Genomic DNA, 26,171 nt, shown 5'->3' with positions numbered 1-26,171 from the left:
ACAAAGGGGCGGCGTTCCCGCTTGTCCTGCAAGCTTTCAGACCTCTGCCCAATCAGGATGACGCCATGGCCAAATATGAATTCCGCATGCAGCGCTTGTTCGTGGAGGCTGCGCTTACGCCGGATGCTGAAATTGCCGCAGACAAGACCCAGGCCAACTACCTTCTCAACGTGTTGCGGTTGAACGAAGGCGATGAAGTGCTGCTGTTCAACGGCCGGGATGGGGAATGGCGCGCACGCCTGAAGCTTCCCAGCCGAAAGAGCGTTCTGCTTTGCCCGCATGCGCAGACGCGGCCACAGCCTTCCTCTGACGGCCTCGTCTATCTCTTTGCGCCATTAAAGCACGCCCGCCTCGACTACATGGTGCAGAAGGCGGTTGAGATGGGGGCAGCGCGGCTCGTGCCAGTCATCACCGCCCACACCCAGGCAGCCCGCGTCAATACGGAACGCATGACCGCCAATGTGATCGAGGCTGCGGAGCAATGCGGCATCCTTGGCCTTGCAACCGTCGACGAGCCGCGGGCCCTTGCTGCCGTGCTGGCGGACTGGACAGCGCGGGAAGGGGCGCGGCGCATCATCTTCTGCGATGAAAGCGATGACGGTGCCAACCCTCTCCAACTGCTTGCTGCCCTCAAGGCTGAAGACGGGGTTGCGGTGCCTCCGGCGGTTCTGATCGGTCCGGAAGGCGGTTTCTCGGCCGCTGAACGCGCGCAGCTGAAGAGCCTTCCGTTCGTGACCGCCATTCCGCTCGGCCCCCGGATACTGCGCGCCGACACGGCTGCGGTGGCCGCTCTGGCGGTTGTTCAATCGGTACTTGGCGATTGGTAATCCCATTCATCAAACAAGTTTGATTGTGCGGCGCGCTGCCCCCGGTAATGTGCGCGCCGATCTCAAGTTTGAAAGACGACGCATGGCCCGCGATACCGTTGATTCCACCCCGATTTCGGGCGTCCGTGAACTCGCCGAACATCTCGCATCCGGCTGCAAGCCGGAAGACAGCTTCCGGCTTGGCACCGAGCACGAGAAATTTCCGTTCTACAAGGCGGACTTCTCACCGGTCCCCTATGAGGGGCAGCGTGGTATCGAAGCACTGCTGAACGGCATGGAAGGAATGCTGGGCTGGGAGCGGATCTCCGACAAGGACAAGATCATCGGCTTGGCTGATCCTGTCGCTGGCGGTGCCATTTCCATCGAGCCGGGCGGACAATTCGAGTTGTCGGGCGCTCCGCTCGACAACCTGCACCAGACCTGCCGCGAGACCAACGCGCATCTGGCGCAGCTGCGCGAGATTGCCGAACCACTCGGTATCGGTTTCCTCGGCCTCGGCTTCACGCCTGACTGGCGGCGGGACCAGATCCCGGTCATGCCCAAGTCACGCTATGCGATCATGACCGATTACATGCCGAAGGTCGGCTCGCTTGGCCTCGACATGATGTACCGCACCTGCACCATTCAGGTGAATCTCGACTTCTCCAGCGAAGCCGACATGGTGAAGAAGCTGCGTGTCAGCCTTGCGCTGCAACCGGTGGCCACCGCCATCTTCGCCAATTCCCCCTTCACGGAAGGCAAGGTGAATGGCTTCAAGTCGTTCCGCGCCGAAATCTGGAAGGACACGGATGCGGACCGCACCGGGCCGATGCCTTTCGCCTTCGAGGACGGTTTCGGCTTTGAAGCCTACGTCAACTGGGCCATCGACGTACCAATGTATTTCGTCAAGCGCGGTGACACCTATCACGATGCGACGGACACCACCTTCCGCCAGTTCATGAACGGGGCGCTGAAGGACCGGCTGCCGGATGGGTTGCCGACCATTGGCGACTGGAACAACCACTTGTCCACCTTGTTCCCGGACGTGCGGCTGAAGAAATACCTGGAGATGCGCGGCGCCGATGGTGGCCCCTGGCGCAAGATCTGTGCACTGCCCGCGCTCTGGGTTGGCCTGCTCTACGACAAGGGCATCCTTGAGGATGCCTGGCAGATGGTGAAGGACTGGACGGCGGAAGAGCGTCTTGCACTGCGCAATGCTGTGCCGATCCATGGTCTTGAGACGCCGTTCCGCAAAGGCAAGGTGCTGGATCTCGCCCGCCAGATGACGGCTCTGTCGCTTGAGGGGCTGAAGCGCCGCGCCCGTCTGAATGACGGCGGCCTGGATGAGCGGGTCCATCTGGCGACTGTGGAAGAGACGCTTGCCCTCGGTATTTCCCCGGCTGACCAGATGCTGGCGAAGTTCCACGGTGAATGGCAGGGCGATGTGACCCGCGCCTATGCGGATTATGCCTACTGAAAATACGCTTTTGACCGGCCTGCCCCTCAACTCCCTGTTGATGGGCAGGCCGGAACCGGCACAGGCGCAACGCGCCATTTGACGTCCGCCGCCGTTGCGCGGATCATGGGGGAGGCTCACGATCCGGTGCGAGGCATTATGAACGGCATGGCAGGTCAATCCTTCTCATTCGATCCCGCACAGGTTGTCGATGCCGTGCGCCAGCAGTTCGGCCTGAACGAGGCTGATGTGGCCCGGGCCATGGGCGCGCTGATCCCCACGGCCTTTACCGGCCTCAAGCATACGACGGCCGCCCCCAACGCATTTCAGTCCTTCATGAGCTTCCTGCAAGGACAGGGACCATCGGTCATGGCCGAACCTTTCTCGGCGGCTCCCGTGCCCTGGTTCTACGGCTCCGATCCGCTGCAAAAGGCAGTCGCTTCGCAGATTTCGGCTTTCACAGGCGTGCAGCAGGAGGCCGTGGCCGCGCTCATGCCTGTCGCCGCAACATTGGCGATGGGCAATGTGGCCCGGCCTTTCCTGCAAGGGCAGGCGCGTGACCTGCTGGATGCCTTCTTGGCCGGTTATGCTAGAGGCCGCCCGAAGCCCATGCCGGGCGCGGCAATGATGGCAGGCTATGGCGAAGCCGTGCAGTCGTTCTGGTCCGGCTTTTTCGGTTCTGCCGCAGACGCTGCGGGCAAGGCAGCCAGCTTCTGGGGCGTGCCGGCCACCGGGCAGGGCAGCAGCAGGGAGCCTGAGCCCGCACCCGCAGCGCCTGACACCGCAACACGCCCGGCAGCGGCCACACGAAAGCCTGAACCGGCTCCCGCCCCTGAAATGCGGCCCGAGCCTGAAGCTGCAGCACAGGCTCCTGCGCCGGGAGCCTCCATTGTTGAAGACTGGCTGTCCGCAGGACGCGCCTTTCAGGAAAATCACATGAAGACGATCGAAGGTCTGTTCGAGCGTTTCGGCCCTTCGGCCTTGCCGGGCCGGGCCTGAGATAAAAAAGGCCCGCCGGGGGAGGCGGGCCAGGTATTGTCGGCAAGGCAATCGCCGACGGGGTAAGGCGATGGACCGGGTCTCAAAGCCTGCGCGGGGGAAGACGCGGGCGAGATCCTGTCCATCAGTCTCAGGCGGCCATTTGCGGGCCTGCATTGGAGGCAGAAGCAACCGTTGCGGCGGTTCTGCGGGTCTGGGGGATCAGCACGATGCTTGCCGGAACTCCGGCCTGAGAGGCATGTGCGTTGCGCCGGGAGGCCTTGGTCAGCGCAAACGACGGATCACGGAAGAAGGGCGCCGCAAGAGCTGCGCGAACGTCCCTCCTTGTCAGCCCGATATCCGCAAGCTGAGCATCTGTGAGGTCATTGAGTTTGCGCGCCTGATGGCGGTTACGCAGCACGCGCCATGCTCGCGCTGCGATACCGGCGATGCGGTGGATCAGCTGCGTCTTGAGCGGGGCGTACATGGCGTCAAACTCCTTCATCTCCGGGAGGCTGCGCCCCCGTCAGTGTCTGTCATATTTATCCGGCCGAGCTCAGTAGTTTTACGCTCTTCCGATGGGGCGACCATGTCAGAGCCGCTTGAATTTATCTAACGAATGTTTTTAATGGGTTTGATCAATGTTGGTGATGGAAGGCGCTGCAATGCAGGAAAAGTCCTGTATTTCCGCGCCTCCGGCATCTGTATGGCGAGGGTTTGATGCTCGATCTCGATCAATTGCGCACATTCGTGGCCATTGCCGAATATGGCAGTTTCACCCGTGCGGCGGAGATGGTGCATAAGACACAGTCTGCTGTGTCCATGCAGATGCGGCGGCTGGAGGAGAGAATCGGCCGCCCCATCTTCATGCGTGAAGGGCGCCTGTCCCGGCTCACCGAAGAGGGTGAAAAGCTGCTGCATTATGCCCGCCGCCTGGTGCAGCTGAATGACGAGACGCTGGCCGCCTTCGACGAAACCGAAGTTCAGGGCATGGTGCGGCTGGGCACACCGGATGATTATGCTGACCGCTTCCTGCCGGAAATTCTGGCGCGTTTCTCCCGTTCCAATCCCAAGGCTGAGGTGAGCGTGGTCTGCGCCCCGACGGCTAATCTCATCGATCTCGTCGTCGCCAATGAGCTGGATGTGGCGATCATCACTCACGTGGAAAAGCCCGGTGGCCAGCGCGATGAGGTGATCCGGCGTGAACCGCTGCTCTGGGTCACGTCAGCCCGTCATGCGGTGGAGAACGAGGACGTGCTTCCTCTGGCGCTTGGCCGTGCCACCTGCGGCTGGCGTCGGGCCGCGCTGCTGGCGCTGCGCTCCGTCGGGCGGGAGCACCGGCTGCTTTATTCCAGCTGGAACTCCACGGCCGTGGGAGCTGCCGTTCTCGCGGGGCTGGCTGTCTCCGTGCTGCCTGAATCGGCTCTGCGCCCCGGCATGAGGGTGCTGGCGGAAGCCGACGGTTTCCCCAAGCTGCCGGAGTGCGAGATTGCCGTCATGCGCTCCTGGCACCAGCACTCCCGTGTCACGGAAGCGCTGGTGGAGCACATCATCTCGTCCCTCGACAACCTGTCGGTGCCGCAAGCGGCTGAATGAGCCGCCCGCCTGTTAGCGGCTGCGCAGCATGATCACGTTGCCGGCGATGACAAACACGAGGCCCAGCAGGGCAGCGAAGGTCCACACGTAACCTTCAAAGATGGTGGATACCGTCAGCGCCACCACGGGGAAAATGACCGTGGAGTAGCCTGCCCGTGCGGGTCCGATGCGCCCAAGCAGCGTCAGGTAGGAGGCGAAGGCCAGCACCGAAGCGATGATCGACAGATAGGCGAGGCTGCCGAGATAGGTGAGCGTCGGCTCCACCGTGAAACTGTCCCCGCGCAGCAGGCTGAAGGTACCCAGCAGCGCCGCACCATAGATCATGCCCCAGGTGGTGGCGGATGTGATGCTGATGCCCGCCTTCTGGTTCGACGAGGACACCATGTTGCCGAGGCAGAAAGACAGCGTGCCTATGGTGCACAGCGCAAGGCCCTTCAGCGCGTCAAGGTTCAGCTCCGCCCCTGCAATCTGCGGCCAGAACATAAGGGCAATGCCGGAAAAGCCGATGAGCCCGGCGGCCAGAATGATCAGCTTCGGCCTCTGGCGGAACAGCACCACGCCGAGGATCAAATTGAAGACTGAGGCCAGCGAGAACACCACTGCGAGCAAACCCGAGGGCAGGTATTTGGCGCCATAGTAGAACAAGGTGAAATTGGTGGAGAAGATGAAGAGCCCGAGCGCCGCAAAGCGCAGGTGTGTCTTCACGGGAAAGGCCAGTCTTTCCCGCCGGATCAGGCTCCAGCCCAGCATCACCGATGCCGCCAGCACGAAGCGCCAGAACACGGAGACCTCGGGCGCCACATTCGCCACCTGCCCCTTCATGGCAATCCAGCTGAAGCCCCAGGAGAAGACGGTGAGGCCATAAAGGCCGAGGTCCTTCGAAGTCAGCGGGGAGGCGGGGGCGGCAATCCGGCTTTCGGCCATCGTCATCTCATATCTCTCTTCTGCCGGGTGTCAGGGCGGGGAGAATGCGCCGTAGACGCGTGAATTTCAAATGATAGTCGTTGAAGCAACCGATCTGGTTTGTGAATGAAAGCGCAGCAAAGCTTCAGGATGTGTGATGCCAGATTGGCTGATATCCGCCAGACAGGGCCGCTAGTGACAGCGCCGGAGTGACAACCCGCAGTCCCGGAACGCCGCCTGCCGCCGCATATCCGTCCGGGCTCCAGCGCAGCAGGCGGCCCGATCTGATGGCAAAAATCCGGTCCCATCTGTCAGCATGGCACCATCCGGCAGGTTGCCGGGACCCGCATCGTCGACTGGTTTGCCCTGCCAGCGGGGGCGCGTTCTTTTGCCAGCTGCCGGTCCATCCAGTCTGCGCCGGGTACGGCGTCAAGGCCAAGATGCCGGGCCGCCGCCGTGGCGTAGTCTTTTGCCCCGGCTCGCCTGCACTCGAAGCAGGGACGGTGCCCGGCAGCAAGGGCTGTCACTTCATCCAGAAAGAACAGCTCCGTATATCCTTCGCCCATCACCTGGCGGCGCCGGCCCTTGAAGGAGAGGACGCAGCAGATCCAGCGGCGGGACGTCTGCCACCGTCTTATGGTTTTCGTTGCCGGATCGTGCAGGCGTCCGCCCCGGTTGCCCATCAGCAGACCCCGGCAAGGGTGAGAGACGATCTCTCCATCGGGCCAGACCCGGTTCTGGAACGGCATGTCGAAGTCTCCATTCAAAGGGAAGGCTGCGCGCCGTCTTCCCTTGACTAGGGCAGCGATACTGCCACATTCGCAAGCGGCCCCGATAGCTGCCGGAGACCTCATGCGCGTTCTTGTCATCGAAAACTACCCGCTCACCCCGCATGGTCAGGTTGGCCGTGCGCTGAGGGATGCGGGTGCGGAACTGACTGTGGTCAAGGCCTACGAAGGCGAGCCGGTGCCGCAGGGCGCAGAGCAGTTCGCAGGCCTTGCCGTTTTTGGCGGCGGGCAGAATGCGCTGGACGACGAGGGCTCGCCCTTTTTGCCGCAGATTTGTGATCTGATCCGGGATTTTCACGCCGCGCAAAAGCCGGTGCTGGGCATCTGCCTTGGCTCGCAGCTCATTGCCCGTGCCTTCGGCGGGCGCAACATCATCGGCAGGCCCATCGAATTCGGCTGGCATGAGGTGAAGCCAACGGATGCGGGCAAGGCTGACCCGGTGCTTTCGGCGCTGGGTGAGGGCGCGCCGTTGTTCCACTGGCACAATGACACGTTCGACCTGCCGGAAGGTGCGGTGCATCTAGCCGCAAGTGCCCACACACCTCACCAGGCCTTCCGGATGGGCAGTGCCACCTATGCCATCCAGTTTCACTTTGAAGCGGCCGAACCGGAAGTGCGTGACTGGTCGCGCGACTTTGCAGGGATGATCGCTGAGAACACTCCGGACTGGGCGGAGCGGCTGGAGGCCGAGATTGACCGGCATGCGCCCCGTGCTGATGCCACCGGCGCCCGCCTTGCCGCCAACTGGGTCCGCCTGCTCAGGTGAGGCGGACCCGGCTTGTCCGTTAGCGCCAGCGATCCGCGAAGTCAGCCGGCAGCAGCAGGTTGTGGCGGCCCAGATCCTTGACGTTGCGCTCGCCGCAAAGCGCCATGGTGATGTCCAGCTCCTTGTGGATCACCTCAAGCGCCCGCGTTACCCCGGCCTCGCCCATGGCGCCAAGACCGTAGACGAAGGCGCGGCCGATCATGGTGCCCTTTGCGCCGAGGGCCAGCGCCTTCAGCACGTCCTGACCGGAGCGGATGCCGTTGTCGAGATGGACTTCGATCTTGTCTCCCACAGCATCCATGATCTTCGGCAGGGTCCGGATGGAGCTGAGCGCACCATCGAGCTGGCGGCCGCCGTGGTTCGACACGACGATGGCATCTGCCCCCACATCCAGTGCCTTCTTGGCATCTTCAGCGTCGAGAATGCCCTTGAGGATGACCGGCCCGTCCCACCACTTGCGGAACTCGCGGATGCGGTCCCAGTCCAGTGACGGGTCGAAGGATTCGGCCGTCCACGTGCTGAGGGACGAAGGATCCGTAACACCCTTGGCATGGCCGACGATGTTGCCAAAAAGCGCCGCTTGGTTTGCAGCATCTCCAGGCCCCAGGGCACCTTGGTAGCAAGATTCAGGATGGAGGAGGGGTCAGCTTCGGGGGCGCTCAGGCCGTTCTTCAGGTCCTTGTGGCGTTGGCCAAGCACCTGAAGATCGACGGTGATCACCAGTGCCGAGCAGTTTGCCGCCTTGGCGCGTGCAAAGAGGCGGCGCATGAAGTCGTCATCCTTCAGGGTGTAGACCTGAAACCAGAACGGCTTGCTGGTGTGTGCCGCCACGTCCTCGATGGAACAGATCGACATGGTGGAAAGCGTAAAGGGTACGCCGAATTTCTCCGCAGCGCGGGCAGCCTTGATCTCGCCGTCAGCCGATTGCATGCCGCACAGCCCGACGGGAGCAAGTGCCACCGGCATGGTGCAGTCTTGCCCGAGCATCTGCGATGCCGTGCTGCGGCCTGCCATGTCGACGGCCACACGCTGGCGCAGGCGGATCTCGTCAAAGTCGGAGGAATTTTCGCGGAATGTCTGCCCGGTCCAGCTGCCGGTCTCCGCATAGTCGTAGAACATCCGTGGCACACGGCGCTTGTACAGCCGCTTGAGGTCTTCGATCTCGGTTATCACAGGCATGCGTTCAGATCCTTCCCTGTGTCTTGGGACTTCAGTCCGGGTTTCATGTCTGGCGGGCGGTTGCCAGTGCCGCCGTCTTGGCTGATGACTTCGCCTTGGCGCGCCGGGGTTTGGGCAGGCTGGCAATGCGCTGATCAAGCCTGAGGTTCGAGAGGCGCTGCGCGCGCCTTCCTGCCCGGCTTCCGCCAGCGCCCGGCGTACAAAGGCAATGTGTGCTTCTGCCGCCTGCCGTGCGCCTTCGCTGTCGCCCGCGATCACGCGCGAGAGGATGGTCCGGTGCTGGCCGAGCAGCGCCTCGCGCGCGCCGGGATGGCGGAAAAGCTTCTGCTGGCTGAAATAGACGCCGGTCTCCAGCAGACGGTAACAGGCCCTGAGCGTGTGCAGCAGGATCATGTTATGGGCTGCTTCTCCGATGGCCTGATGAAACTCCACATCAAGCCGTGCCTCGGCTTCATGGTCCTCTGCCTCGAAGGCGGCAGCCATGGCCTCGACAATGCGTGTCAGCAGCGCATGGTCGGCAGAGGTGGCCCTCGCCGCTGCCTTGGCGGCGGCAAGGCCTTCAATATCGCTGCGGAAGTCGAGGTAATCCTCGATGGCAGCCGGGTGGCGGGCGATGAGATCCAGCAAAGCTTCAGAAAACACAGAGCCGGTCAGGTCGGCCACATAGGTGCCGCCGCCCTGGCGGCTCACCAGCAGCCCGCGCTCTTCCAGCGTCTTCAGGGCTTCGCGCAGGATCGGCCTCGACACATCAACCAGATCCACCAGCTCCCGCTCGGGCGGCAACCGGTCGGCCGGGCGCAATACGCCATTGAGGATCAGATGCTCGATCTGATCCACCACGGCATCGGCGGTACGGGCATGATTGACCTTGGCGAACATGCGGGCGCTCCTTTATCTTGCCATAATTGGTCAAACTTTTTGTCCAATTGCAAGGCGATCTTTGAAATGAGCCCACACATTGTGATGCCGCTTGTCTCTGTCGCAATTTTGCGCATGACAGATGCGAGACTCCTGCGCCACTTTGGAGCAGGAAGACGGGGGCGAGAATGAACGCGGATGCAAACATGCAGCAGACCGGTGGCTTGCTGCCATTCGGCAAGCATCACCTCAGGGCGGTCGTGCTGGGCGAGCTGCATGCCCGCCCGTTCCGCGCACTCGAAAGCCCGCGCATCCTTCTGCACTATGCCTTTACCTGTGATCCGCAGGCCATCAGCGAGGACCGGATCTGGTTTGCAGATCTCTGCCGCAGTCAGGGGGTAAAAGGGCCGAGTGAGGGCGACCGCTCGCATGTACTGCCGATGGCAGGCGGCTCCTTGCGCTGGGAGCAGCATTCGGAATTCATCACCTACACTTTTGACGTGGCGCCAGGCGGTGTGCACCCCTTCGGTCCTTTACCGGCGGGGCATCCCTTTGGATCGGGCTTCCGGGCTCCGGGGCCGATGCTGGTGGCTGCAAGGCTGGACGTTGTGCCGGAAAATGGTCACGACGAGGCTGCACTGACCCGGTGGTTCGACCGGGCGAGCCTTACAGCCCTTCAGTCGGAGGAGGGACGGGCCGTCGCCATGACGGATTTCCGGCAGGATGGCGAGGGGCTGACCCGCATTCTGCTGATCGACAGAGGCATGGCACCCAGCCAGACCGGCGCGCTGGCGCAGCGTCTCATTGAAGTGGAAACCTACCGCACGCTCGCGCTGCTTGGTCTGCCCCTGGCTTCGGAGCTTTCGCCGGATGTCCGGCGGATTGAGGAGGAGCTTGTCCAGTTGACCGGGGAGATGCGCGGGACGTCGGATATGGACAGCAACCGCCACCTGCTGGAGCGCCTCTGCGATCTGGCTGCGGACCTTGAGGCGGGCGCAGCAGCGAGCGCCTATCGCTTTGGCGCGAGCCGTGCCTATCACAGCATTCTCAAGGCCCGGCTGGGGACAATCGAGGAAGCCATAGTTCCGGGGTATCTCGGATTGAGTCCTTCCTGGCGCGCCGTATTGCTCCAGCCATGCGCACCATCGAGTCGGTTGAGAGCCGGCAAATCAACCTGTCACGCAAGCTTGCCCGCGCCACCACGCTGCTGCGCACGCGGGTGGATGTGGACATGGAGCGCCAGAACAGGGATCTGCTCGATTCCATGAACCGCCGCGCCCGGCTGCAATTGCGCCTGCAGCAGACGGTGGAGGGGCTCTCGGTGGCCGCCGTCAGCTATTATGTGGTGGGACTGGTGGGCTACCTCGCCAAGGGACTGAAGGAGGCGGGCGTGCCCATGCCCGACCCGGGGCTTGTCTCGGGGCTCTCCGTGCCGCTGGTTCTGCTCGCCGTCTGGTGGACCGTCCGCCGCATCCGCGCGCATCACACAGATACTGGGGAGCCGCATTGAGGGGGACGTGACGCAGAGCGCTCAAAACAACAACACCCATCATTCCATGACTTGATCATGGCATGACGAAAATATCGGATTTTTACTGAGAAATATATTCATGAAAACGCAAAAAGGCCGGGCGATGGGCCCGGCCTTGCAGTTTAGGATTACTTCATCGAACCGTCCGCATTGAACTGGTTCATATAGGCGATCACGTCCAGGACTTCCTGATCCTTCTTCAGACCGGCGAAAGCCATCTTGGTTTTCGGGACGAGGCCCTTGGGATCTGCCAGATAGGTGTGCAGGGTTTCAGCGTCCCAAACCTTGCCGCCGGCGCCAAACTCGGTCATGGCCGGCGAATACTTGTAGTCGGCAACCGAAGCTACAGGCCGCCCGACAATGCCATTCAGTTCCGGGCCAACCTTGTTCTTCGCGGATGCACCGACATCATGGCAGACCATGCACTTCTTGAAGACTTTCTCGCCCGCAGCAGCATCGCCGTCCGCACGTGCTCCCGTCGCCGCAGCAGCCAGCATGGCCGCAGCCAGCATTACATATTTCATCGTATCTCTCCCTCACTACGGCCGCCAAGCCGATAACAGGGAGAATATTCTAATCATACTATGTGGCAACCGGGTGCGTCACTGTGGCTCATAGGAAGAGCTAAGCCCTCAGCCTGCGGCGCGCTCCACGCTGCCGAGCCAGCCAGACAGGCCCTCGTCCCAATAGGGTTGCGGACCGTAGAGCTGGGCCAGAAAGTCAATGAACACCCGGACTTTGGCCGGCAGGAAGCGGCGCGTGGGATAAACCGCATGCAGGCCCACGTCCTTGGAGGCGCGGTACTGGGGCAGCACGATCTGCAACTTGCCGTCGCGCAGCTCGGGCCCAACGTCCCAGGTGGAGCGCAGGGCAATGCCGACACCGGCCAGCACTGCTTCGCGCACGACCTCGCTGGAATTGGTGCGCAATGGGGCGCTTGTCTTGACGATCTCTACCCCACGCGGCCCCATCAGCCGCCACGGGTCCTGTGCGGCAGCGGCAACCCGCACATGGTTCGCCACAAGCTCATCAATGCTCTTCGGCTCGCCATGCCGTTCGATGTAGGACGGGGACGCACAGAGCACCCGGTGCACGGGCGCAAGGCGCCGGGCAACGAGGCTTGAGTCGGACAGCTCGGCAATCCGGATCGCCAGATCGTAGCCTTCGCCAACGATGTCGACGAACTCATCCGACAGGTCGAGGCTGACATACAGGTCCGGATTGGCTTCGAGGAACCGTCCGAGATAGGGCGCAACATGCATACGGCCGAAGGATGTGGGCGCGCTGACTTTCAGCGTGCCGCGTGCCTGTGCCGAGCCGCGGTTGACGAAGGTTTCGGCTTCCTCGACCGAGGCAAGAATAGCGAGAACCCGGTCATAGAAGCCGTGACCTGCCTCTGTCAGGGCAATCTGCCGGGTGGTGCGTTGCAGAAGACGGGTGCCGAGCTTGTCTTCCAGCCGCCGGATGCGTTTCGACACGACGGCGGGGAAAGCCCCATCTCCCGTCCTGCGGCCGACATGCTGCCAGCGGTGACGACCCGGGCGAAGATTTCCATATCGGTCAGATTGCTCATTTTATTCCCGCCGGAAAGAGAGCTAGTAAGGGACCAGATATTCCGCTTGCACCGGTTTTTTGCCAGACTGTCTTTCCGCAAGGCCGACAGGAGGCATTTCCGGGGCCGTGGAGCCGGTCCGTTTCGTGTCTTACGGGCAAGAGGGCAAGAATGGATCACATTTTTGCCGGAGAGGAGAGAAAATGGCCGGACTTGCCATGCCGCAGCCGGATAGCGCCGTTCTGGCGCGCCGGGCGGAGATCGTTTCCGCGCTTCAGGCCATCGTGCCGGGGAGGGAGTTATTGCCGACGACACCGGCATGCGCCCCTACGAGACCGACGCGCTGACCGCCTATCGCCAGATGCCGCTGATCGTCGTGCTGCCGGAAACGGTGGAGCAGGTTTCGGCTGTCCTGCGCTACTGCTACGACAATGGCGTCAAGGTGGTGCCGCGTGGCGCCGGTACATCGCTCTCCGGCGGTGCGCTGCCGGTGGCCGATGGCGTGCTGATGTCGATGATGAAGTTCAACCGCATCCTCGATATCGACTTTCCCAACCGTGCTGTCACCGTGCAGCCGGGCGTGACCAACCTTGGTATCACCCGCGCCGTGGAGCATGAGGGCTTCTATTACGCCCCCGACCCGTCCTCGCAGATTGCCTGTTCCATTGGTGGCAACATCGCGGAAAACTCCGGCGGCGTGCACAGCCTGAAATATGGCCTCACCACCAACAACGTGCTGGGTCTTGAGATGGTGCTGGTGACGGGAGAGGTGATCCGGCTTGGTGGCAAGCATCTGGATGCGGAGGGCTACGACCTTCTGGCCATGATGACCGGTTCCGAAGGGCTGCTGGGTGTCGTCACAGAGGTCACAGTGCGTATCCTGCAGAAGCCGGAAACGGCCCGCGCTGCGCTGGTTGGTTTTTCTGCCACCGAGGATGCCGGTCGCTGTGTGGCCGATATCATCGCAGCCGGCATCATTCCCGGCGGTCTGGAGATGATGGACAAGCTGGCGCTGGAAGCGGCAGAGGATTTCGTCCATGCCGGCTATCCGCGCGAGGCCGAGGCGCTGCTGATCGTGGAACTGGACGGACCGGAGGCGGAGGTGGACTATCTGCTGGCCCGCGTCGAGGAGATCGCCCGCTCCAACAACTCCGGCTATCTGCGCGTTTCAACCAGTGAAGAAGAGCGGATGGTGTTCTGGGCCGGGCGCAAGGCCGCTTTCCCGGCAGTGGGGCGCATTTCGCCCGATTATCTTTGCATGGACGGCACCATTCCCCGGCGCGAGCTGCCGCGTGTGCTGGCCGGCATGCGGGCACTGTCGGAAAAGCATGGGCTCAGGGTCGCCAACGTCTTCCACGCCGGAGACGGCAATCTGCATCCGCTGATCCTTTATGATGCCAATCTGCCGGGCGAACTGGAGGCCGCCGAAGCTTTCGGTGCCGACATCCTGCGGCTTTGCGTCGAAGTGGGCGGGGTGCTGACCGGTGAGCATGGTGTCGGCATCGAAAAGCGCGACCTGATGCCGGAGATGTTCACCGAGGATGACCTGAAACAGCAACAGCGGGTCAAATGCGCCTTCGATGAGCGCCAGCTCCTCAATCCCGGCAAGGTCTTCCCCGTGCTGCACCGCTGCGCCGAGCTTGGTCGCATGCATGTGCACAAGGGGCAGATGCCCTTCCCGGACATTCCGCGTTTCTGAGCAGGTGGAACAGATGACCCCAGACCAGACCACCACCGCTCCGATTGCCTCGGCTCCGGGCGCAGCCTTGCAGGCCGTGAGGCCCCGCAATGCCGAAGAACTGCGCGACCTGGTGGCCCATGCTGCTGCCGAGGATCTGCCGCTTGAAATCATCGGGCAGGGCTCCAAGCGGGCGCTTGGCCGTCCGGTTCAGGCGGGACTTGTTGCGGACCTGTCGGCTCTCTCCGGCATCCTCGTCTATGAGCCCGCCGAACTGGTGTTGACTGCGCTGGCGGGCACGCCGCTGGCGGAGATCGAGGCGGCAGTGGCCGCTGCTGGGCAGGAGCTTTCCTTCGAGCCGATGGATTATGGCCTGCTGCTGGGCGGCACTCCGGCTCAGGGCACACTGGGCGGCACGCTGGCTGCCAATCTCTCCGGCCCCCGGCGCATCAAGGTAGGCGCTGCGCGCGATCACGTGCTGGGGCTGGAAGCCGTGTCAGGGCGGGGAGATCTTCCGCGCAGGCGGGAAGGTGGTGAAGAACGTCACGGGTTACGATCTGCCCCGTGCACTCTGCGGCTCCTGGGGCACGCTGGCGCTTTCGACCGAACTGACGCTCAAGGTCAATCCACGGGCGGAAACCAGCGCCAGTCTGTTGATCGCGGGGCTGGACGATGCCACGGCGGTTGCCGCCCTCTGCCGGGCGATGGGCACGCCTGCCGAAGTGTCGGCGGCGGCGCATCTGCCTGAAGGCCTGTTTGCAAGGCTTGGCCTAGCAGGGCAGGACCGGGACAAGGCAGTGACGCTGATCCGGCTGGAAGGTTTTGGCCCTTCCGTCGATTACCGTTTTGCCGCGCTGTCCCGGCTGTTGGCTGAGGCCTTGCCTGGCGGAGCCGCCATTGAACGGCTGGAGGATATGGCCTCCCGTGCCGCCTGGGCCGCAATCCGCGATTGCCAGCCCTTTGCAGGCGGCAGCCTGCCGGTCTGGCGCGTCTCGCTGCCGCCAGCTTCCGGGGCAGAATACGTCGCCAGCCTGAAGCAGAGCATTCCCGTGGAATGCTTCTACGACTGGAGCGGCGGGCTCGTCTGGCTGCAATGCCTTGATGGCAATGCGCATGACGTGCCCATACGTGACGCTCTGGCGGATCATGGCGGCGGCCATGCCACACTGGTGCGGGCGGATGCGGGTTTGCGCTCCAGTGTGCCAGTGTTCGAGCCGCAGGCGCCTGCGCTTGCTGCGCTATCCCGCCGGCTCAAGGCCCAGTTCGACCCCAAAGGCATTCTCAATCCCGGCCGTATCGCGCCGGATCTGTGACCCTTGACCCTCAGGTGACGTATGCAAACGAATTTCACCGCCGAACAGCTCGCAGATCCGCATGTGGCCGAGTCTGAAAAGATCCTGCGCAAATGCGTGCATTGCGGCTTCTGCACGGCCACGTGTCCCACGTTCACCCTTTTGGGGGATGAGTTGGATAGCCCGCGCGGGCGCATCTACATGATCAAGGACATGCTGGAAAACGGCCGTCCGGCGGATGAACAGATCGTGCGCCATGTGGACCGCTGCCTGTCTTGCCTGTCCTGCATGACCACCTGTCCCTCGGGCGTGAATTACATGCATCTGGTGGACCACGCCCGCGCCCATATCGAGCAGACCTGGCGCCGTCCGCTGGCTGACCGGCTGATCCGCTCGCTGCTGGCGGCTGTCCTGCCTTATCCCGGCCGGTTCCGGCTGGCGCTGGTGGGGGCCTATATGGGGCGTCCGCTGGCGGGAGCCTTCAAGGCGCTGGGCGGACCCTTTGCCAAGCTGGGCGCGATGCTCTCGCTTGCCCCGGCCAGGGCGCCGGGGCGTGGCCAGTATGAGGCGCCGGGCAACTTCCAGCCGCAGGCGGCGGCGAAGAAGGGCAGGGTCGCCCTGCTCAACGGCTGTGCCCAGCCGGTTCTGGCTCCTTCCATCAACGATGCCACCATCCGCCTGCTGACGCGGGCCGGATATGAGGTGGTACTGCCCAAGGGCGAAGGCTGCTGCGGGGCGCTGGTGCATCACATGGGCCGGGAAGACGATGCCCTGACCAATGCCCGGCGCAATGTGGATGTGTGGATGCGCGAGGCGGATGGCGAGGGGCTCGACGCCATTCTCATCACCGCTTCCGGCTGCGGCACGACGATCAAGGACTATGGCTTCATGCTGCGCAATGATCCGGCCTATGCGGAGCGGGCGGCGAAGGTGTCAGGCCTTGCGAAGGATATCACTGAGTTCCTGACTGGCCTTGATCTCGGGACGCCGGTACGTCCCGGCGGGCTGACCATCGCCTATCACTCGGCCTGTTCCATGCAGCACGGTCAGAAGATTACCCGCCAGCCGAAGGATCTTCTGAAGGCGGCTGGCTTCACCGTGAAGGATGTGCCGGAAGGGCATCTGTGTTGCGGCTCGGCTGGCACCTACAACATTCTCCAGCCGGAAATCGCCACTCGCCTCCGGGATCGCAAAGTCGCCAATATCCGCAAGACAAAGCCGGATCTGGTTGCCACTGGCAACATCGGCTGCATGACGCAGATCGGAACCGGCATCGACATCCCCGTAGTGCACACGGCGGAGCTGCTCGATTGGGCCTATGGTGGGCCCTGCCCGGAAGCGCTGGCAGGCACAAGCCAGACCGCCGCACAGAGCTGAGGTCTCAGTTCTCCGGAAGGCCGAGCTGGATGGGTGTTCGGTCCTTCTCTGGCGCAGGTGGCTGTTCGCCTGCAAGGCGTAGCGTGCGCTCCAGCAGCATTTCATAGATCGGCCGCCCGTTCAGCGCATGGGCGGCAAGCGTTGCGGCCGCGCAGGTGACGAGGACCGGCAGCAGCAGCGGGTATGCGCCCGTCAGCTCCAGAACAAGGACGACAGCCACCAGCGGCGCCCGCACCGACGCGGCAAAGAAACCGCCCATGGCAGCGATAGCGAAGGCCTGCGCCGGAAGATCTGCGCCAGGAAGCAGCAGGCTTGTCACAACGCCGAAGGCAAGGCCCGCACAAGTGGCAATGGAAAGCATCGGCGCGAAGATGCCACCCGGCACACCGATGCTGTAGGACACCAGCGCTCCGGCAAAACGCAGCGCTGTCAGCAGTAGAAGCAGGCCAAGACCCAGATGATCGGCCGTGACGAAGCTGACCAGCTTGTCGCCGCCTCCCGTTGCGAGCGGGAAGGCAATCAGCAGGATGCCGGCGAGGCCGCCCGCAGTGACAGATGGAAGCCACCAGAGTCTTTTGGGCAGCTTCTGGACTGCGTCTAGACTGGCGAGGACGGCGCTGTTGAAGCCGGTGCCAAGAGCACCCAGCAGAGCGCCGAGAAGAACGAAGAGCGGAAAGCTCAAGACAGGGAGAGCTCCGGTTTCGATCTCCAATGCCGGACGGGTGCCCAGTAACCCCTCGACAGTCAGGCCGCTGGCGATGCTGGCCAGGATCACTGCCATGTAGGTGCGGTAGCCATAGGGAAACTGGCGCCGGGTTTCTTCCACGATAAAGAGAATGGCTGCGAGTGGGGCAGAAAAGGCCGCAGCAAGACCGGCAGCCGCGCCTGCTGCGAGCAAGCCGCGCCGGTCGTCCGCCGTAAAGCCCATGCCTTGCGAGAGGCCTGCGGCGGCAGCGGCCGACATGTGGATCGTCGGGCCTTCGCGTCCAAGAACAAGGCCGGAGGAGAGTGCCAGAAGCCCGCCGGTGAACTTCGCCACCATCACGCGGAGCCAGCGCATGGGACGCAGCCCCTCCATGGCGCCTTCCACTTCCTGGATACCGCTGCCAGCCGCTTCCGGTGCGATACGGCGTACGATCAGCGCGGCCAGGAGCGCGGCCAGTGCGGAGATGACGGCAGTCATGAGCCCTGAGAGCACTGGATCCGTCACCGCCAGGCGCATATCGCGGTACAGGCTGGAGAGGGTGTCCACGCCAAGATGAAAGGCGGTGCCTGCCAGCCCGCCGGAAATGCCAGCAGCAACGGCTGCCAGCAGATAGACTACGCCCGCATAGGGAGCAGCAGAGCGCCGGGATCTGGAGAAGGGAAACATGGCCGGGATCTTTCGCGCCAGACGGCAGCAGCCCCGTTGAGGACTGCTCCGCCAGATCAGATGACGATCACCGTCGCACCGACGCCGACACGCTCGTAGAGATCCGTCACGTCCTCGTTGCGCATGCGGATGCAGCCGGAAGACACCGCATGACCGATGCTCCAGGGCTCGTTCGAGCCGTGAATACGGTAGAGCGATGATCCGAGATAAAGTGCCCGGGCTCCCAGCGGGTTGTTCGGCCCGCCTGCCATGAAGGTGGGCAGTTCCGGGCGGCGCTTGCGCATGGAGGCAGGCGGACGCCAGTCCGGCCATTCCGCCTTGCGGGTGACCTTGTGGGTGCCCGCCCATTCAAAGCCCGGCTTGCCGACGCCGATGCCATAGCGGCGCGCGGTGCCGTCATTCTGCACCAGATAGAGATAGCGGGTGTTGGTATCCACCACGATGGTGCCCGGCTTGTGCGGACCTTTGTAATCCACCACCGCAGGCAGGAACTTCGGGTCCATCTGGCGCGTAGCCTGCGGCGCCTTGCGGGCAGGCTCGGCATGGGCCAGCTGTACGGGGGCAGGAGCGGCTCTCTGACCGAAGGAGAACCAGCTCTGCTGCGCTGGCTGCGGCCTTGGCGGCTGGATGCCATGGGGGCGCAACTGCAGCAGCCAGGGTTCCGCAAGATCGGGGCTAAGCACCACAGGCGGTGGCGTGGCGCTGTGCGTGCTCTGGGCCATGGCACTGCCACAGACGGCAGGCATCAGCGCAAGGGCATTGATAAGCCCCATGGCGGTCAGGGTCAGGTTCCGCTTCATTGGCGTTACTCGCAAACAGATAGCCTTAAGGCCGGATACCGGCTTTGGTTCAAATTTTAGGTATCTGACCGCATGTAAAGGATGAACGGCGCGCCAATCGGCCCTGCAATCTGGAATCAAGGTAAAGAAGCCGTTTGCGGATATGGTGAACGGCTTGTTATCCCACTTCCTGGCTGCAAGTTCAGGGCTGAATCCGCCGTCGGACGTCACGCACGACCACTGGCAGCACCTTTTCTGCTTCGGAAGGGGACATGCCTGACTTGATGCGCGGGTCGTAGAGCATGTTGAGAAGCAACTGGTCGAAAACGGTGAAGCGGTTGTGGCGCGAGCTGTCGTTGAAGACCGAATGCACGAGGCGGTCATCATCATTCATGGGGCCAAGCCCCTGAAGCAGTTCCTCGACCAGACAGCGGCGGAACAGGAAGTCGCCCTCATCGGCAACTATTACGGCACGGGAGTTCTTGATGCCGCGGCGCCCGGATTCCACGCGCACCAGGCAGCGGCCCGGCGCATCGGCGGTCATGTCCTTGTAGACCGACTGACGCACCACGTCCTCATATTGGTGCCGGTCGACGATATAGACGTCAAAGTTCGGTTCTTCCGTCGCACTGGCCACCTGCAACGAAATGCCTGCGATCTTGCGGTCCATTTCCGCAATGAAGGCCTCAACCTCGGCCCTGTGGTCCTTTGAGGACAGGCTGAAGATACGGAACCGGACGGGCTTGACGAATTTCTTCACCTGGTAGGGTTGCCAGCTCCATGTGCGGTATTCGAGGCCAAAGACGGTCGCGTTGAATCCGGTCACGAGTTCTTCAGTCGTGAAGGTATCCGGCTGCGCCAAAGCTTGGCTGGCGATGCTGCCAGCCAGCAGAAGAGCAAGACATGTAACGGAAATGCGCGGCATCTGAGACTGCTTCACCGGGCTGCGGAACCTTCCTGACGCGGCATTAACCATCCACGCTGGCGGACTTTAATCGCTTGCGCCGCAGCTTGAAAACCAAAATCGCATCAAGGGCGTGAATCCGTCTCATCTGCGCGTTTCAACGTAAGCCGGGAACATTTCCTTAAACATCGGGGGTTATAAGTCAGTCTAAGGATATGCAATCTCCTACAGTATTTGCGTGATAGCAGGAGCAGTTATGGCGGCGGCAAAGCGTGCATTCCGGGTTGAGAGTCTTTTCCGTGATGCGACGGCTGCAGCGCAGCCAGAAAGACTGGAAGAGTACCGTCATCAGGAATTGATGGCGGAGATTCGTGCGCTCAAGTCGCTCGTCCAGGGCAGTGAGCCCGCAGACAGCAAGTCCATCAGCGATCAGGTGCTGAAAGAGTTCCGCAAGGAGCTCAATGAAGCAGCCAAGCTGAAGGCTGAACTGGACGCGATCTACGAGGCAATCAACGCCACGAAGAAGGAAATCGCAGCCCTTCACCATACGACCGGGTCGGAAGGTGAAGAGATGGCACGCGTTTCCAACGAGCTGGATGCCGTTGTCGAGGGGACCGAAGGGGCCACCGAGAGCATTCTGTCTGCCGCCGAGTTCATCGACGAGACCGCGAACACCCTGTCGGCCCGCATCACCGGTCACGACCGGGAGATGGCGCAAGATATCCAGGAAAAGGTCATCCAGATCTTCGAAGCCTGTAACTTCCAGGACTTGACCGGCCAGCGTATCACCAAGGTGATCAACACCCTGCGCTTCATCGAAGAGCGCATCATCGACATGATGAACATCTGGGGCGGCATCGAGAGCTTCAACGACCTTGAGGTCAAGATGCGGGCTCAGGCCGAGGGCGATGCAGCCCTGCTCAACGGCCCGTCGCTCAAGACCGACTCCAATGTTGCCTCGCAGGACGACATCGACGCTCTGTTTGCCTGATCCTTCCAGGCACGACGAGATCAGAAAGCCGGCCCTCGCGCCGGCTTTTTCGTTTGCGGCATGGATCAAAAGGATATAGAACAAAAAAGAACAAATTGCCTGTGCCGGAGGCGGGAATGGATGGATTGATCGAGGGGCCGGATGGTCAGCACCGCTGCAAGTGGTACGGCGGGCTCGAGGATTACCGCATCTATCATGATGAGGAGTGGGGCTGGCCGGTGACCGATGATCACCGCCTGTTCGAGAAGATCTGCCTTGAGGGCTTCCAGTCCGGTCTGTCCTGGCTGACCATCCTGCGCAAGCGTGAAGGCTTCCGCGCTGCCTTCGCCGGATTCGATTTCGACAAGGTGGCTAATTTCGGCGATGAAGACATTGCCCGCTGCCTTGCAGATACCGGTATCGTGCGCCACCGTGGCAAGATCGTCTCCACCATCAACAATGCCAGACGCGCCATCGAGCTGAAGGCCGAGTTTGGATCTCTGGCCGCTTATTTCTGGCGCTTCGAGCCGAAGCCGGAGGCGCGCCCCTTGCGCTGTGACCGCGCAACCCTGTCGCAGATCACCCAGTCAGCGGAAAGTGTCGCCCTGTCCAAGGATCTCAAGAAGCGCGGCTGGAGTTTCGTGGGGCCAACCACCGTCTATGCCTTCATGCAGGCGATGGGGCTGGTGAACGACCACCTGGAAGGCTGCTGCCGCCGTGCGCCCCTTGAAGAATACCGCGCCTCATTCGCGCGTCCTGTGGGTATTCCGGCCTGATCCGCAGGACGGATGTCCGCGTATATCTGGCAACCGTGAAGCATTGGCAGAAGCGGTTCCCGGTGCCGCAGCCTCCGTGCCGCGCACCGGTCTTCCCCGATGACACTGGCCGCCTTGCGTTTTCTAGCCCGCAAGGCGGCCATTTTTTCAGGGCCTTACCTTTTCCGCCAATGGATCGAACAGGCGGTTGGTGCTGCGGAAGATGTAGTCCGGCGTTTCGACGCTGACCGTCTGGGCGCCATGCTCGATCAGCTTCTGGGCGCAGTCGGCCACCTGATCCTTGGGGCAGAGCAGGGCGAGAACCGTTTCGTCAGCCGGATGGCCAAAGGCAAGCTCGGCCCCCAGCGGCAGTACGGCCTTGACGGCGCCGCGCGGATCGGTGACGAGCGCACGGATGATGCGCAGGCCCCTTGCGGTTTCTTCTGCCGCCACACGGTCCAGAATGGTGCGCGCTGCGCCCAATGCCGTTTCGCTCCAGTCCGCCTTGAGTGACGCCACCAGATGCGCCTGGCTTTTCAGGATGACGCCATCCTTGAGGATCTTCAGCGCGTTGGCTTCCAGCGTCGAGCCAGTGGTGGTGATGTCGACGATGAGTTCCGCCGAGCCGGCCGCCGGCGCGCCTTCCGTGGCGCCGGCGCTCTCGACGATCCGGTAATCGGCGATGCCCTGACGGGCGAAGAAGGCACGCGTCAGGTTCACGTATTTGGTGGCAACCCGCAGGCTGCGGCCATGGCGGGCGCGGAAGTCGGAGGCAACGTCGCCGAGGTCGGCCATGGTTTCCACGTCGATCCAGGCCTTGGGCACGGCGACGACAACGTCCGCCGATCCGAAGCCGAGCGGGGTGACGACATGCACGAGACGCTCCGGCGCGGCGATGCTCTCATGCACGAGATCCAGTCCGGTGATGCCGAAGTGGATGGTGCCTTCCGCCAGTTCGCGTGCGATTTCGGAGGCGGAGAGGAAGGCGATTTCTGCATCCTCCAGGCCCTTGATGGCGCCCCGGTAATTGCGGTCGCCGCCCGGCTGGACGATCCGCAGCCCGCTGGCGGCGAAGAACTCCGAAGTCTTTTCCTGCAAGCGGCCCTTGGAGGGAATGCCGATGATCAGACGGGTCATGCGCGTGCCTCCAGAACGGTCTGCAGCCGGTCCAGCCACAGCGAAAAGCCGACGGCGGGCACCTCGTGCGGGGCGCCCAGCAGCCGAAGCAGCTTGTCATAGCGCCCGCCGCCGACGATCTGCCCCGGCAGGTCATGGCCTGCGGCGGTCATCTCGAAAACGAAGCCGGTGTAATAGTCGAGGCGGCGGCCGAAGTCGGCGGCAAACTGCATGCGCGAGGCGGCAAGGCCATGTGCATTGATGGCCGCAAGCCGGGCCTCGAAGGCGGCAAGCGGGCCGGAAAGATCCAGTCCATGACGGCGGGCGAAGGCCTTCAGCTCGCCAAGCGCCACATCCGGCTGGCCCTTGATGGAGAGATATTCGCGCAAGGTTGCTGCCGCCCCGGCATTGGCGCCCGAGCCGTTGGCAAGGGCAGCCTGCTCCAGAAAACGCTCGGCAATTTCGCTTGCGCTGCGTCCGGCCACGGCGGTGATGCCGGCGATGGACAGAAGATCGGTGACCACCTGCTGCGCGGCTTCATGATTGGCGCCATCGAGCGCGGCGAGGAAGCCGAGGCGTGTGGCGCTCTCATCCTGCGCGCCTTCACCGCCCATGCGGGCGATGGCGGCTTCCAGCCGCGCCGTCTCGCCAAACAACCCGCGCAGGCGGCGCTGCCACACCACGGGCAGGTTCAGCCCGGCAAGAACTGCGGTGAAGATGGTTTCGTCGCCGATGCGGATCACGGGATCACTGATGCCAAGGTCGGCCAGGACGCCGGTGGCCAGCGCCAGCATGGCGGCATCCGCCTGTTCCCGGTCGGAGCGGCCGAGGCTTTCGGCGCCCACCTGCGGGATCTCGCCAATGCCGCCGGGGCGCTGGCGGAACACGGGGCCCGCGTAGCAATAGTCATCGCGCCGGTTGGCCGGTTCGCTTTCCAGATGCTGGCGGCAGACGGGAATAGTGAAATCCGGGCGCAGGCACAGCTCCGGCCCATCGGCACCGTTGGTCAGAAACAGGCGGCGTCGGATGTCCTCGCCCACCAGATCCAGAAAGGTGTCCGCAGGCTGCAGGATCGGCGGGTCGATGCGCGTATGCCCCGCGGCCTGCAGCCGCGCCAGTGCGGTTGCGGCCAGCCTTGCGGTGCCGGCATCAGCCCCTGATCCGTTTGCTGCGGTGCTTCCCGTCATCGTCCTGTCCTCAGCTTGCCGCGCGGGCGCGGTCTTCGGCCTGCCCGGCCAGCATGCGCTTCACGGTGTCCACCAGCTCGCCTGCGGCCACCGTCACCTGCGCCGGGCGGCTTTCGCGCCATGTTACATTGTCGGTTATTTCACCTGAAAGACGCTTGCCCTCGATCAGGTCCTTGATCTGGATTTCGCCATTGGCGCGCTCATCCGAGCCCTGGATGATGGCCAGCGAACAGCCGCGCTTGTCGGCATATTTCAGCTGGTTGCCGAACTTCTTCCAGTTGCCCTGATACATCTCGGCGCGGATGCCTGCCTGCCGCAGCTGCTGGGTCATGGCCTGATAGCTGGCCATGGCCTGCGCATCACCGTCCATGACGGTGACGAGAACCGGCGGCAGCGTCTCGCTGCCTTGCAGCTTGCCGAGGTTCTTCAGCGCGCTCATCAGGCGTGACACGCCGATGGAAAAGCCCGTGGCCGGAACATCGCGGCCGGTGAAGCGTTTCACCAGCCCGTCATAGCGCCCGCCACCGCCAACGGACCCGAACTGCACCACCTCACCCTTTTCATTGGTGACGGGGAACAGCAGCTCGGCCTCATAGACGGGGCCGGTGTAATATTCGAGGCCGCGCACGACGGAGGTATCGATCTTGATGCGTTCAGCGCCATAGCCTGCAGCGCGGACGAGGCCGGAGATGGCGCGCAGCTCCGAGAAGCCGTCATGAAGTGCGGCATTGAAGGGCAGGGCCGCCAGAGCCGGTGTCTTGAAGGCGAGGTCCTCGCCATCGGCCAGCAGGGCTTCCAGCGAGCCGCCTTCCAGGATTTCGAGGATGGCGGCGATGGCTGCCTCGGCAAGCCCGGCGCCCTTGGTGAAGTCGCCGCTCTCGTCCTTGCGCCCGGCGCCCAGCAGCAGGCGCACGCCTTCGCTGCCGAACTTGTCGAACTTGTCCATGGCGCGCAGCACGGTCAGGCGCTGTTCGCCGTCCGCCTCGCCGCCAAGGCCGATCGCTTCCAGCACACCGTCCAGAACCTTGCGGTTGTTGACGCGCACCACATACTGGCCCTTCAGCCCCAGGGCCTCCAGCGTGTCGGCAAACATCATGCACATTTCGGCGTCTGCCCCGACGCCCGGCGCGCCGACGCTATCGGCGTCAAACTGCATGAACTGGCGGAAGCGGCCGGGGCCGGGCTTTTCGTTGCGGAACACCCAGCCCGCGCGGTAGCTGCGGAACGGCAGCTGAATCTCGTTGATGTGCTCGGCCACATGGCGGGCGAGAGGGGCCGTCAGGTCATAACGCAGGCTCAGCCACTGCTCGTCATCATCCTGCACGGAGAAAACGCCCGCATTGGGCCGGTCCGTATCGGGCAGGAACTTGCCGAGACAGTCGGTGTATTCGAACATCGGTGTTTCGACCGGATCAAACCCGTAAAGTTCGTAAACCGCCTTGATCTTCGCGACCATTTCTTCCGTGGCGCGGATATCTGCTGCCGAACGGTCAACAAAGCCGCGCGGCAGCCGCGCCTTCAGTTTCTGGGTCTTCGGATTTGACATGGAACAGGCTGCTTTCCGGGATGCTGTGCAACAGGCTTGCGGTCATGTCCAGCGGCATTCATGCCCCTGAAACGGCTGGCTGTTTCCTAGACGAAACCAGCCCGCCGGGCAAGGCATTGGGCGGGAGAGGGGCAATGCCTGTTTTCAGGCTGCATGCCCTATTCCTGTGGTGAGCGTTGTTTAAAATGGATGGCAGGAGGCAAAAGGCTGTTTGCCCTGCACAGCACGGCGGTTCAGTTCCCCTCCCCTCAAGGGGAGGGGAGCGGATAGACCCTACCGCAGACCAGAGAGCGCCTTCCCCTTATTCCTCTCCGAACAGAAATCCCGGCGGGCGGTCGAAGGGGGTGCCGAGCATGGCGAGCCAGAGGCTGGTGGCGATGCGTTCTGCCTGGCGGATGACGACAGTTGCGGCTTCCGGATCAGCGAAGACACTGCGGGCAGTGGAGCGGAAAAGGGCAAGCCAGTGGCGGAAGTCATCACTTTCCACCTCCTGGCGCATGGGCAGGTGGGCGGGCACAGGACGGCCCTTGTACTCACCGGTTTTCAGGAGCACCGACGCCCAGAAGCCCTTCATCCGCTCCAGATGCGCGTCCCAGTGCCCGGCCATGCGGGCCTCGAAGATCGGGCCGAGGCGTTCGTCGGCGCGCACGGCGTCATAGAAGCTGTCCACCAGCGTGTTGATCTCTTCGCGGGTAATGCTCTCATGCATGGGCACGCGGGTGACGGCGGGGCGGATATCGACAGAAGTCATGGCCTGCTTTCCTGATCAGACCCCCAGTCTA

At 63.1% G+C, this 26,171-nt stretch carries 21 protein-coding genes and 5 pseudogenes; 12 read left to right on the top strand and 14 right to left on the bottom strand.

Annotated features, from left to right (window positions below; translation table 11 throughout):
- Positions 1-65 precede the first annotated feature (65 nt).
- The 3 genes from ACQB61_RS15055 to ACQB61_RS15045 all read left to right on the top strand — a co-directional run bounded on the left by ACQB61_RS15055 (position 66) and on the right by ACQB61_RS15045 (position 3,261).
- On the top strand, positions 66-827 hold the full coding sequence (locus ACQB61_RS15055; protein WP_430513276.1) for a 16S rRNA (uracil(1498)-N(3))-methyltransferase: 762 nt from the start codon (positions 66-68) through the stop codon (positions 825-827).
- Between the two features lie 82 nt (positions 828-909).
- Entirely contained in the window at positions 910-2,283 is a 1,374-nt protein-coding gene (locus ACQB61_RS15050; RefSeq protein WP_430513275.1) for a glutamate--cysteine ligase, read from the top strand.
- Positions 2,284-2,409: 126 nt separating this feature from the next.
- Positions 2,410-3,261, top strand: a complete 852-nt coding sequence (locus ACQB61_RS15045; RefSeq protein WP_430513274.1) for a DUF937 domain-containing protein — start codon at positions 2,410-2,412, stop codon at positions 3,259-3,261.
- Between the two features lie 130 nt (positions 3,262-3,391).
- On the opposite strand, the gene ACQB61_RS15040 is transcribed toward ACQB61_RS15045, so the two are convergent.
- Positions 3,392-3,727 (bottom strand): DUF1127 domain-containing protein, encoded by a 336-nt coding sequence (locus ACQB61_RS15040; protein ID WP_430513273.1) that lies wholly within the window; start codon positions 3,725-3,727, stop codon positions 3,392-3,394.
- Positions 3,728-3,960: 233 nt separating this feature from the next.
- Between ACQB61_RS15040 and ACQB61_RS15035 the strand changes: the two genes are divergently transcribed.
- On the top strand, positions 3,961-4,836 hold the full coding sequence (locus ACQB61_RS15035) for a LysR substrate-binding domain-containing protein (protein ID WP_050472049.1): 876 nt from the start codon (positions 3,961-3,963) through the stop codon (positions 4,834-4,836).
- A gap of 12 nt (positions 4,837-4,848) precedes the next feature.
- Here the strand turns inward: ACQB61_RS15035 and ACQB61_RS15030 are convergent, their stop codons facing one another.
- Both ACQB61_RS15030 and ACQB61_RS15025 read right to left on the bottom strand, forming a co-directional pair.
- Complete coding sequence (locus tag ACQB61_RS15030) at positions 4,849-5,766, bottom strand: DMT family transporter (RefSeq protein ID WP_430513272.1); 918 nt, start codon at positions 5,764-5,766, stop codon at positions 4,849-4,851.
- Positions 5,767-6,050: 284 nt separating this feature from the next.
- Complete coding sequence (locus tag ACQB61_RS15025) at positions 6,051-6,488, bottom strand: hypothetical protein (RefSeq protein ID WP_430513271.1); 438 nt, start codon at positions 6,486-6,488, stop codon at positions 6,051-6,053.
- A 103-nt stretch (positions 6,489-6,591) separates the two neighbouring features.
- Between ACQB61_RS15025 and ACQB61_RS15020 the strand changes: the two genes are divergently transcribed.
- On the top strand, positions 6,592-7,293 hold the full coding sequence (locus ACQB61_RS15020) for a type 1 glutamine amidotransferase (RefSeq protein WP_430513270.1): 702 nt from the start codon (positions 6,592-6,594) through the stop codon (positions 7,291-7,293).
- A gap of 19 nt (positions 7,294-7,312) precedes the next feature.
- Here ACQB61_RS15020 and ACQB61_RS15015 read toward each other — a convergent pair.
- Positions 7,313-8,472: pseudogene (locus ACQB61_RS15015) on the bottom strand (alpha-hydroxy acid oxidase).
- A 264-nt stretch (positions 8,473-8,736) separates the two neighbouring features.
- Positions 8,737-9,351, bottom strand: a pseudogene (locus ACQB61_RS15010) (FadR/GntR family transcriptional regulator); the annotation flags it as partial.
- Between the two features lie 167 nt (positions 9,352-9,518).
- Between ACQB61_RS15010 and ACQB61_RS15005 the strand changes: the two are divergent.
- A pseudogene (locus ACQB61_RS15005) lies at positions 9,519-10,840 on the top strand (DUF3422 family protein).
- 149 nt (positions 10,841-10,989) lie between these two features.
- Here the strand turns inward: ACQB61_RS15005 and ACQB61_RS15000 are convergent.
- Both ACQB61_RS15000 and ACQB61_RS14995 read right to left on the bottom strand, forming a co-directional pair.
- Positions 10,990-11,385, bottom strand: coding sequence for a c-type cytochrome (locus ACQB61_RS15000; protein ID WP_430513269.1), 396 nt, complete (start codon positions 11,383-11,385; stop codon positions 10,990-10,992).
- Between the two features lie 108 nt (positions 11,386-11,493).
- A pseudogene (locus ACQB61_RS14995) lies at positions 11,494-12,434 on the bottom strand (LysR family transcriptional regulator).
- Between the two features lie 182 nt (positions 12,435-12,616).
- Here ACQB61_RS14995 and ACQB61_RS14990 point away from each other — a divergent pair.
- The 4 genes and pseudogenes from ACQB61_RS14990 to glcF all read left to right on the top strand — a co-directional run bounded on the left by ACQB61_RS14990 (position 12,617) and on the right by glcF (position 16,760).
- Positions 12,617-14,112 (top strand): annotated as a pseudogene (locus ACQB61_RS14990) (FAD-linked oxidase C-terminal domain-containing protein).
- A 13-nt stretch (positions 14,113-14,125) separates the two neighbouring features.
- The gene (locus ACQB61_RS14985) at positions 14,126-14,839 is read left to right on the top strand and encodes an FAD-binding protein (protein WP_430513268.1); all 714 of its coding nucleotides are present in this window, start codon (positions 14,126-14,128) and stop codon (positions 14,837-14,839) included.
- Positions 14,745-15,404, top strand: a complete 660-nt coding sequence (locus tag ACQB61_RS14980) for an FAD-linked oxidase C-terminal domain-containing protein (protein WP_430513267.1) — start codon at positions 14,745-14,747, stop codon at positions 15,402-15,404. The genes ACQB61_RS14985 and ACQB61_RS14980 overlap by 95 nt, the downstream gene beginning before the upstream one ends.
- Before the next feature lie 21 nt (positions 15,405-15,425).
- The gene (glcF, locus tag ACQB61_RS14975; protein WP_430513266.1) at positions 15,426-16,760 is read left to right on the top strand and encodes a glycolate oxidase subunit GlcF; all 1,335 of its coding nucleotides are present in this window, start codon (positions 15,426-15,428) and stop codon (positions 16,758-16,760) included.
- A 4-nt stretch (positions 16,761-16,764) separates the two neighbouring features.
- On the opposite strand, the gene clcA is transcribed toward glcF, so the two are convergent.
- From clcA to ACQB61_RS14960, 3 genes are all read right to left on the bottom strand, one after another.
- Positions 16,765-18,132, bottom strand: a complete 1,368-nt coding sequence (clcA, locus tag ACQB61_RS14970; protein ID WP_430513265.1) for a H(+)/Cl(-) exchange transporter ClcA — start codon at positions 18,130-18,132, stop codon at positions 16,765-16,767.
- 56 nt (positions 18,133-18,188) lie between these two features.
- Positions 18,189-18,932, bottom strand: a complete 744-nt coding sequence (locus ACQB61_RS14965; protein WP_430513264.1) for a L,D-transpeptidase — start codon at positions 18,930-18,932, stop codon at positions 18,189-18,191.
- 181 nt (positions 18,933-19,113) lie between these two features.
- On the bottom strand, positions 19,114-19,836 hold the full coding sequence (locus tag ACQB61_RS14960; RefSeq protein WP_430513263.1) for a DUF2927 domain-containing protein: 723 nt from the start codon (positions 19,834-19,836) through the stop codon (positions 19,114-19,116).
- A 235-nt stretch (positions 19,837-20,071) separates the two neighbouring features.
- Between ACQB61_RS14960 and ACQB61_RS14955 the strand changes: the two genes are divergently transcribed.
- Entirely contained in the window at positions 20,072-20,806 is a 735-nt protein-coding gene (locus tag ACQB61_RS14955; protein ID WP_430513262.1) for a protein phosphatase CheZ, read from the top strand.
- A gap of 116 nt (positions 20,807-20,922) precedes the next feature.
- Positions 20,923-21,561 carry a DNA-3-methyladenine glycosylase I gene (locus tag ACQB61_RS14950; protein ID WP_430513261.1) on the top strand — a complete coding sequence of 213 codons (639 nt, stop codon included), beginning with the start codon at positions 20,923-20,925 and terminating at the stop codon, positions 21,559-21,561.
- A 147-nt stretch (positions 21,562-21,708) separates the two neighbouring features.
- Here ACQB61_RS14950 and hisG read toward each other — a convergent pair whose 3' ends face one another.
- From hisG to ACQB61_RS14930, 4 genes are all read right to left on the bottom strand, one after another.
- The gene (hisG, locus tag ACQB61_RS14945) at positions 21,709-22,677 is read right to left on the bottom strand and encodes an ATP phosphoribosyltransferase (protein WP_430513260.1); all 969 of its coding nucleotides are present in this window, start codon (positions 22,675-22,677) and stop codon (positions 21,709-21,711) included.
- Positions 22,674-23,843, bottom strand: a complete 1,170-nt coding sequence (locus ACQB61_RS14940; protein ID WP_430513259.1) for an ATP phosphoribosyltransferase regulatory subunit — start codon at positions 23,841-23,843, stop codon at positions 22,674-22,676. Before ACQB61_RS14940 ends, hisG begins: the two co-directional genes overlap by 4 nt.
- A 10-nt stretch (positions 23,844-23,853) precedes the next feature.
- On the bottom strand, positions 23,854-25,389 hold the full coding sequence (gene hisS / locus ACQB61_RS14935; protein WP_430513258.1) for a histidine--tRNA ligase: 1,536 nt from the start codon (positions 25,387-25,389) through the stop codon (positions 23,854-23,856).
- A gap of 301 nt (positions 25,390-25,690) precedes the next feature.
- Positions 25,691-26,140, bottom strand: a complete 450-nt coding sequence (locus ACQB61_RS14930; protein WP_430513257.1) for a group III truncated hemoglobin — start codon at positions 26,138-26,140, stop codon at positions 25,691-25,693.
- Positions 26,141-26,171 lie beyond the last annotated feature (31 nt).

Source organism: Pannonibacter phragmitetus (assembly GCF_050510895.1).
GTDB lineage: Bacteria > Pseudomonadota > Alphaproteobacteria > Rhizobiales > Stappiaceae > Pannonibacter > Pannonibacter phragmitetus_B.
The sequence above is the reverse complement of the archived record's forward strand: the minus strand, read 5'-3'. Positions and strand labels throughout refer to the sequence as shown.

What these genes read in the sequence shown, in the direction of transcription:
- ACQB61_RS15020 (WP_430513270.1), top strand. Translation starts at nt 6,592, where the DNA reads ATGCGCGTTCTTGTCATCGAAAACTACCCGCTCACCCCGCATGGTCAG.
- ACQB61_RS15050 (WP_430513275.1), top strand. Translation starts at nt 910, where the DNA reads ATGGCCCGCGATACCGTTGATTCCACCCCGATTTCGGGCGTCCGTGAA.
- ACQB61_RS15040 (WP_430513273.1), bottom strand. Translation starts at nt 3,727, where the DNA reads ATGTACGCCCCGCTCAAGACGCAGCTGATCCACCGCATCGCCGGTATC.
- ACQB61_RS14955 (WP_430513262.1), top strand. Translation starts at nt 20,072, where the DNA reads ATGGCGGCGGCAAAGCGTGCATTCCGGGTTGAGAGTCTTTTCCGTGAT.
- ACQB61_RS15055 (WP_430513276.1), top strand. Translation starts at nt 66, where the DNA reads ATGGCCAAATATGAATTCCGCATGCAGCGCTTGTTCGTGGAGGCTGCG.
- ACQB61_RS15025 (WP_430513271.1), bottom strand. Translation starts at nt 6,488, where the DNA reads ATGCCGTTCCAGAACCGGGTCTGGCCCGATGGAGAGATCGTCTCTCAC.
- ACQB61_RS15035 (WP_050472049.1), top strand. Translation starts at nt 3,961, where the DNA reads ATGCTCGATCTCGATCAATTGCGCACATTCGTGGCCATTGCCGAATAT.
- ACQB61_RS14985 (WP_430513268.1), top strand. Translation starts at nt 14,126, where the DNA reads ATGACCCCAGACCAGACCACCACCGCTCCGATTGCCTCGGCTCCGGGC.
- ACQB61_RS14930 (WP_430513257.1), bottom strand. Translation starts at nt 26,140, where the DNA reads ATGACTTCTGTCGATATCCGCCCCGCCGTCACCCGCGTGCCCATGCAT.
- ACQB61_RS14965 (WP_430513264.1), bottom strand. Translation starts at nt 18,932, where the DNA reads ATGAAGCGGAACCTGACCCTGACCGCCATGGGGCTTATCAATGCCCTT.
- ACQB61_RS14950 (WP_430513261.1), top strand. Translation starts at nt 20,923, where the DNA reads ATGGATGGATTGATCGAGGGGCCGGATGGTCAGCACCGCTGCAAGTGG.
- ACQB61_RS14960 (WP_430513263.1), bottom strand. Translation starts at nt 19,836, where the DNA reads ATGCCGCGCATTTCCGTTACATGTCTTGCTCTTCTGCTGGCTGGCAGC.
- ACQB61_RS15030 (WP_430513272.1), bottom strand. Translation starts at nt 5,766, where the DNA reads ATGACGATGGCCGAAAGCCGGATTGCCGCCCCCGCCTCCCCGCTGACT.
- hisG (WP_430513260.1), bottom strand. Translation starts at nt 22,677, where the DNA reads ATGACCCGTCTGATCATCGGCATTCCCTCCAAGGGCCGCTTGCAGGAA.
- clcA (WP_430513265.1), bottom strand. Translation starts at nt 18,132, where the DNA reads ATGTTTCCCTTCTCCAGATCCCGGCGCTCTGCTGCTCCCTATGCGGGC.
- hisS (WP_430513258.1), bottom strand. Translation starts at nt 25,389, where the DNA reads ATGTCAAATCCGAAGACCCAGAAACTGAAGGCGCGGCTGCCGCGCGGC.
- glcF (WP_430513266.1), top strand. Translation starts at nt 15,426, where the DNA reads ATGCAAACGAATTTCACCGCCGAACAGCTCGCAGATCCGCATGTGGCC.
- ACQB61_RS15000 (WP_430513269.1), bottom strand. Translation starts at nt 11,385, where the DNA reads ATGAAATATGTAATGCTGGCTGCGGCCATGCTGGCTGCTGCGGCGACG.
- ACQB61_RS14940 (WP_430513259.1), bottom strand. Translation starts at nt 23,843, where the DNA reads ATGACGGGAAGCACCGCAGCAAACGGATCAGGGGCTGATGCCGGCACC.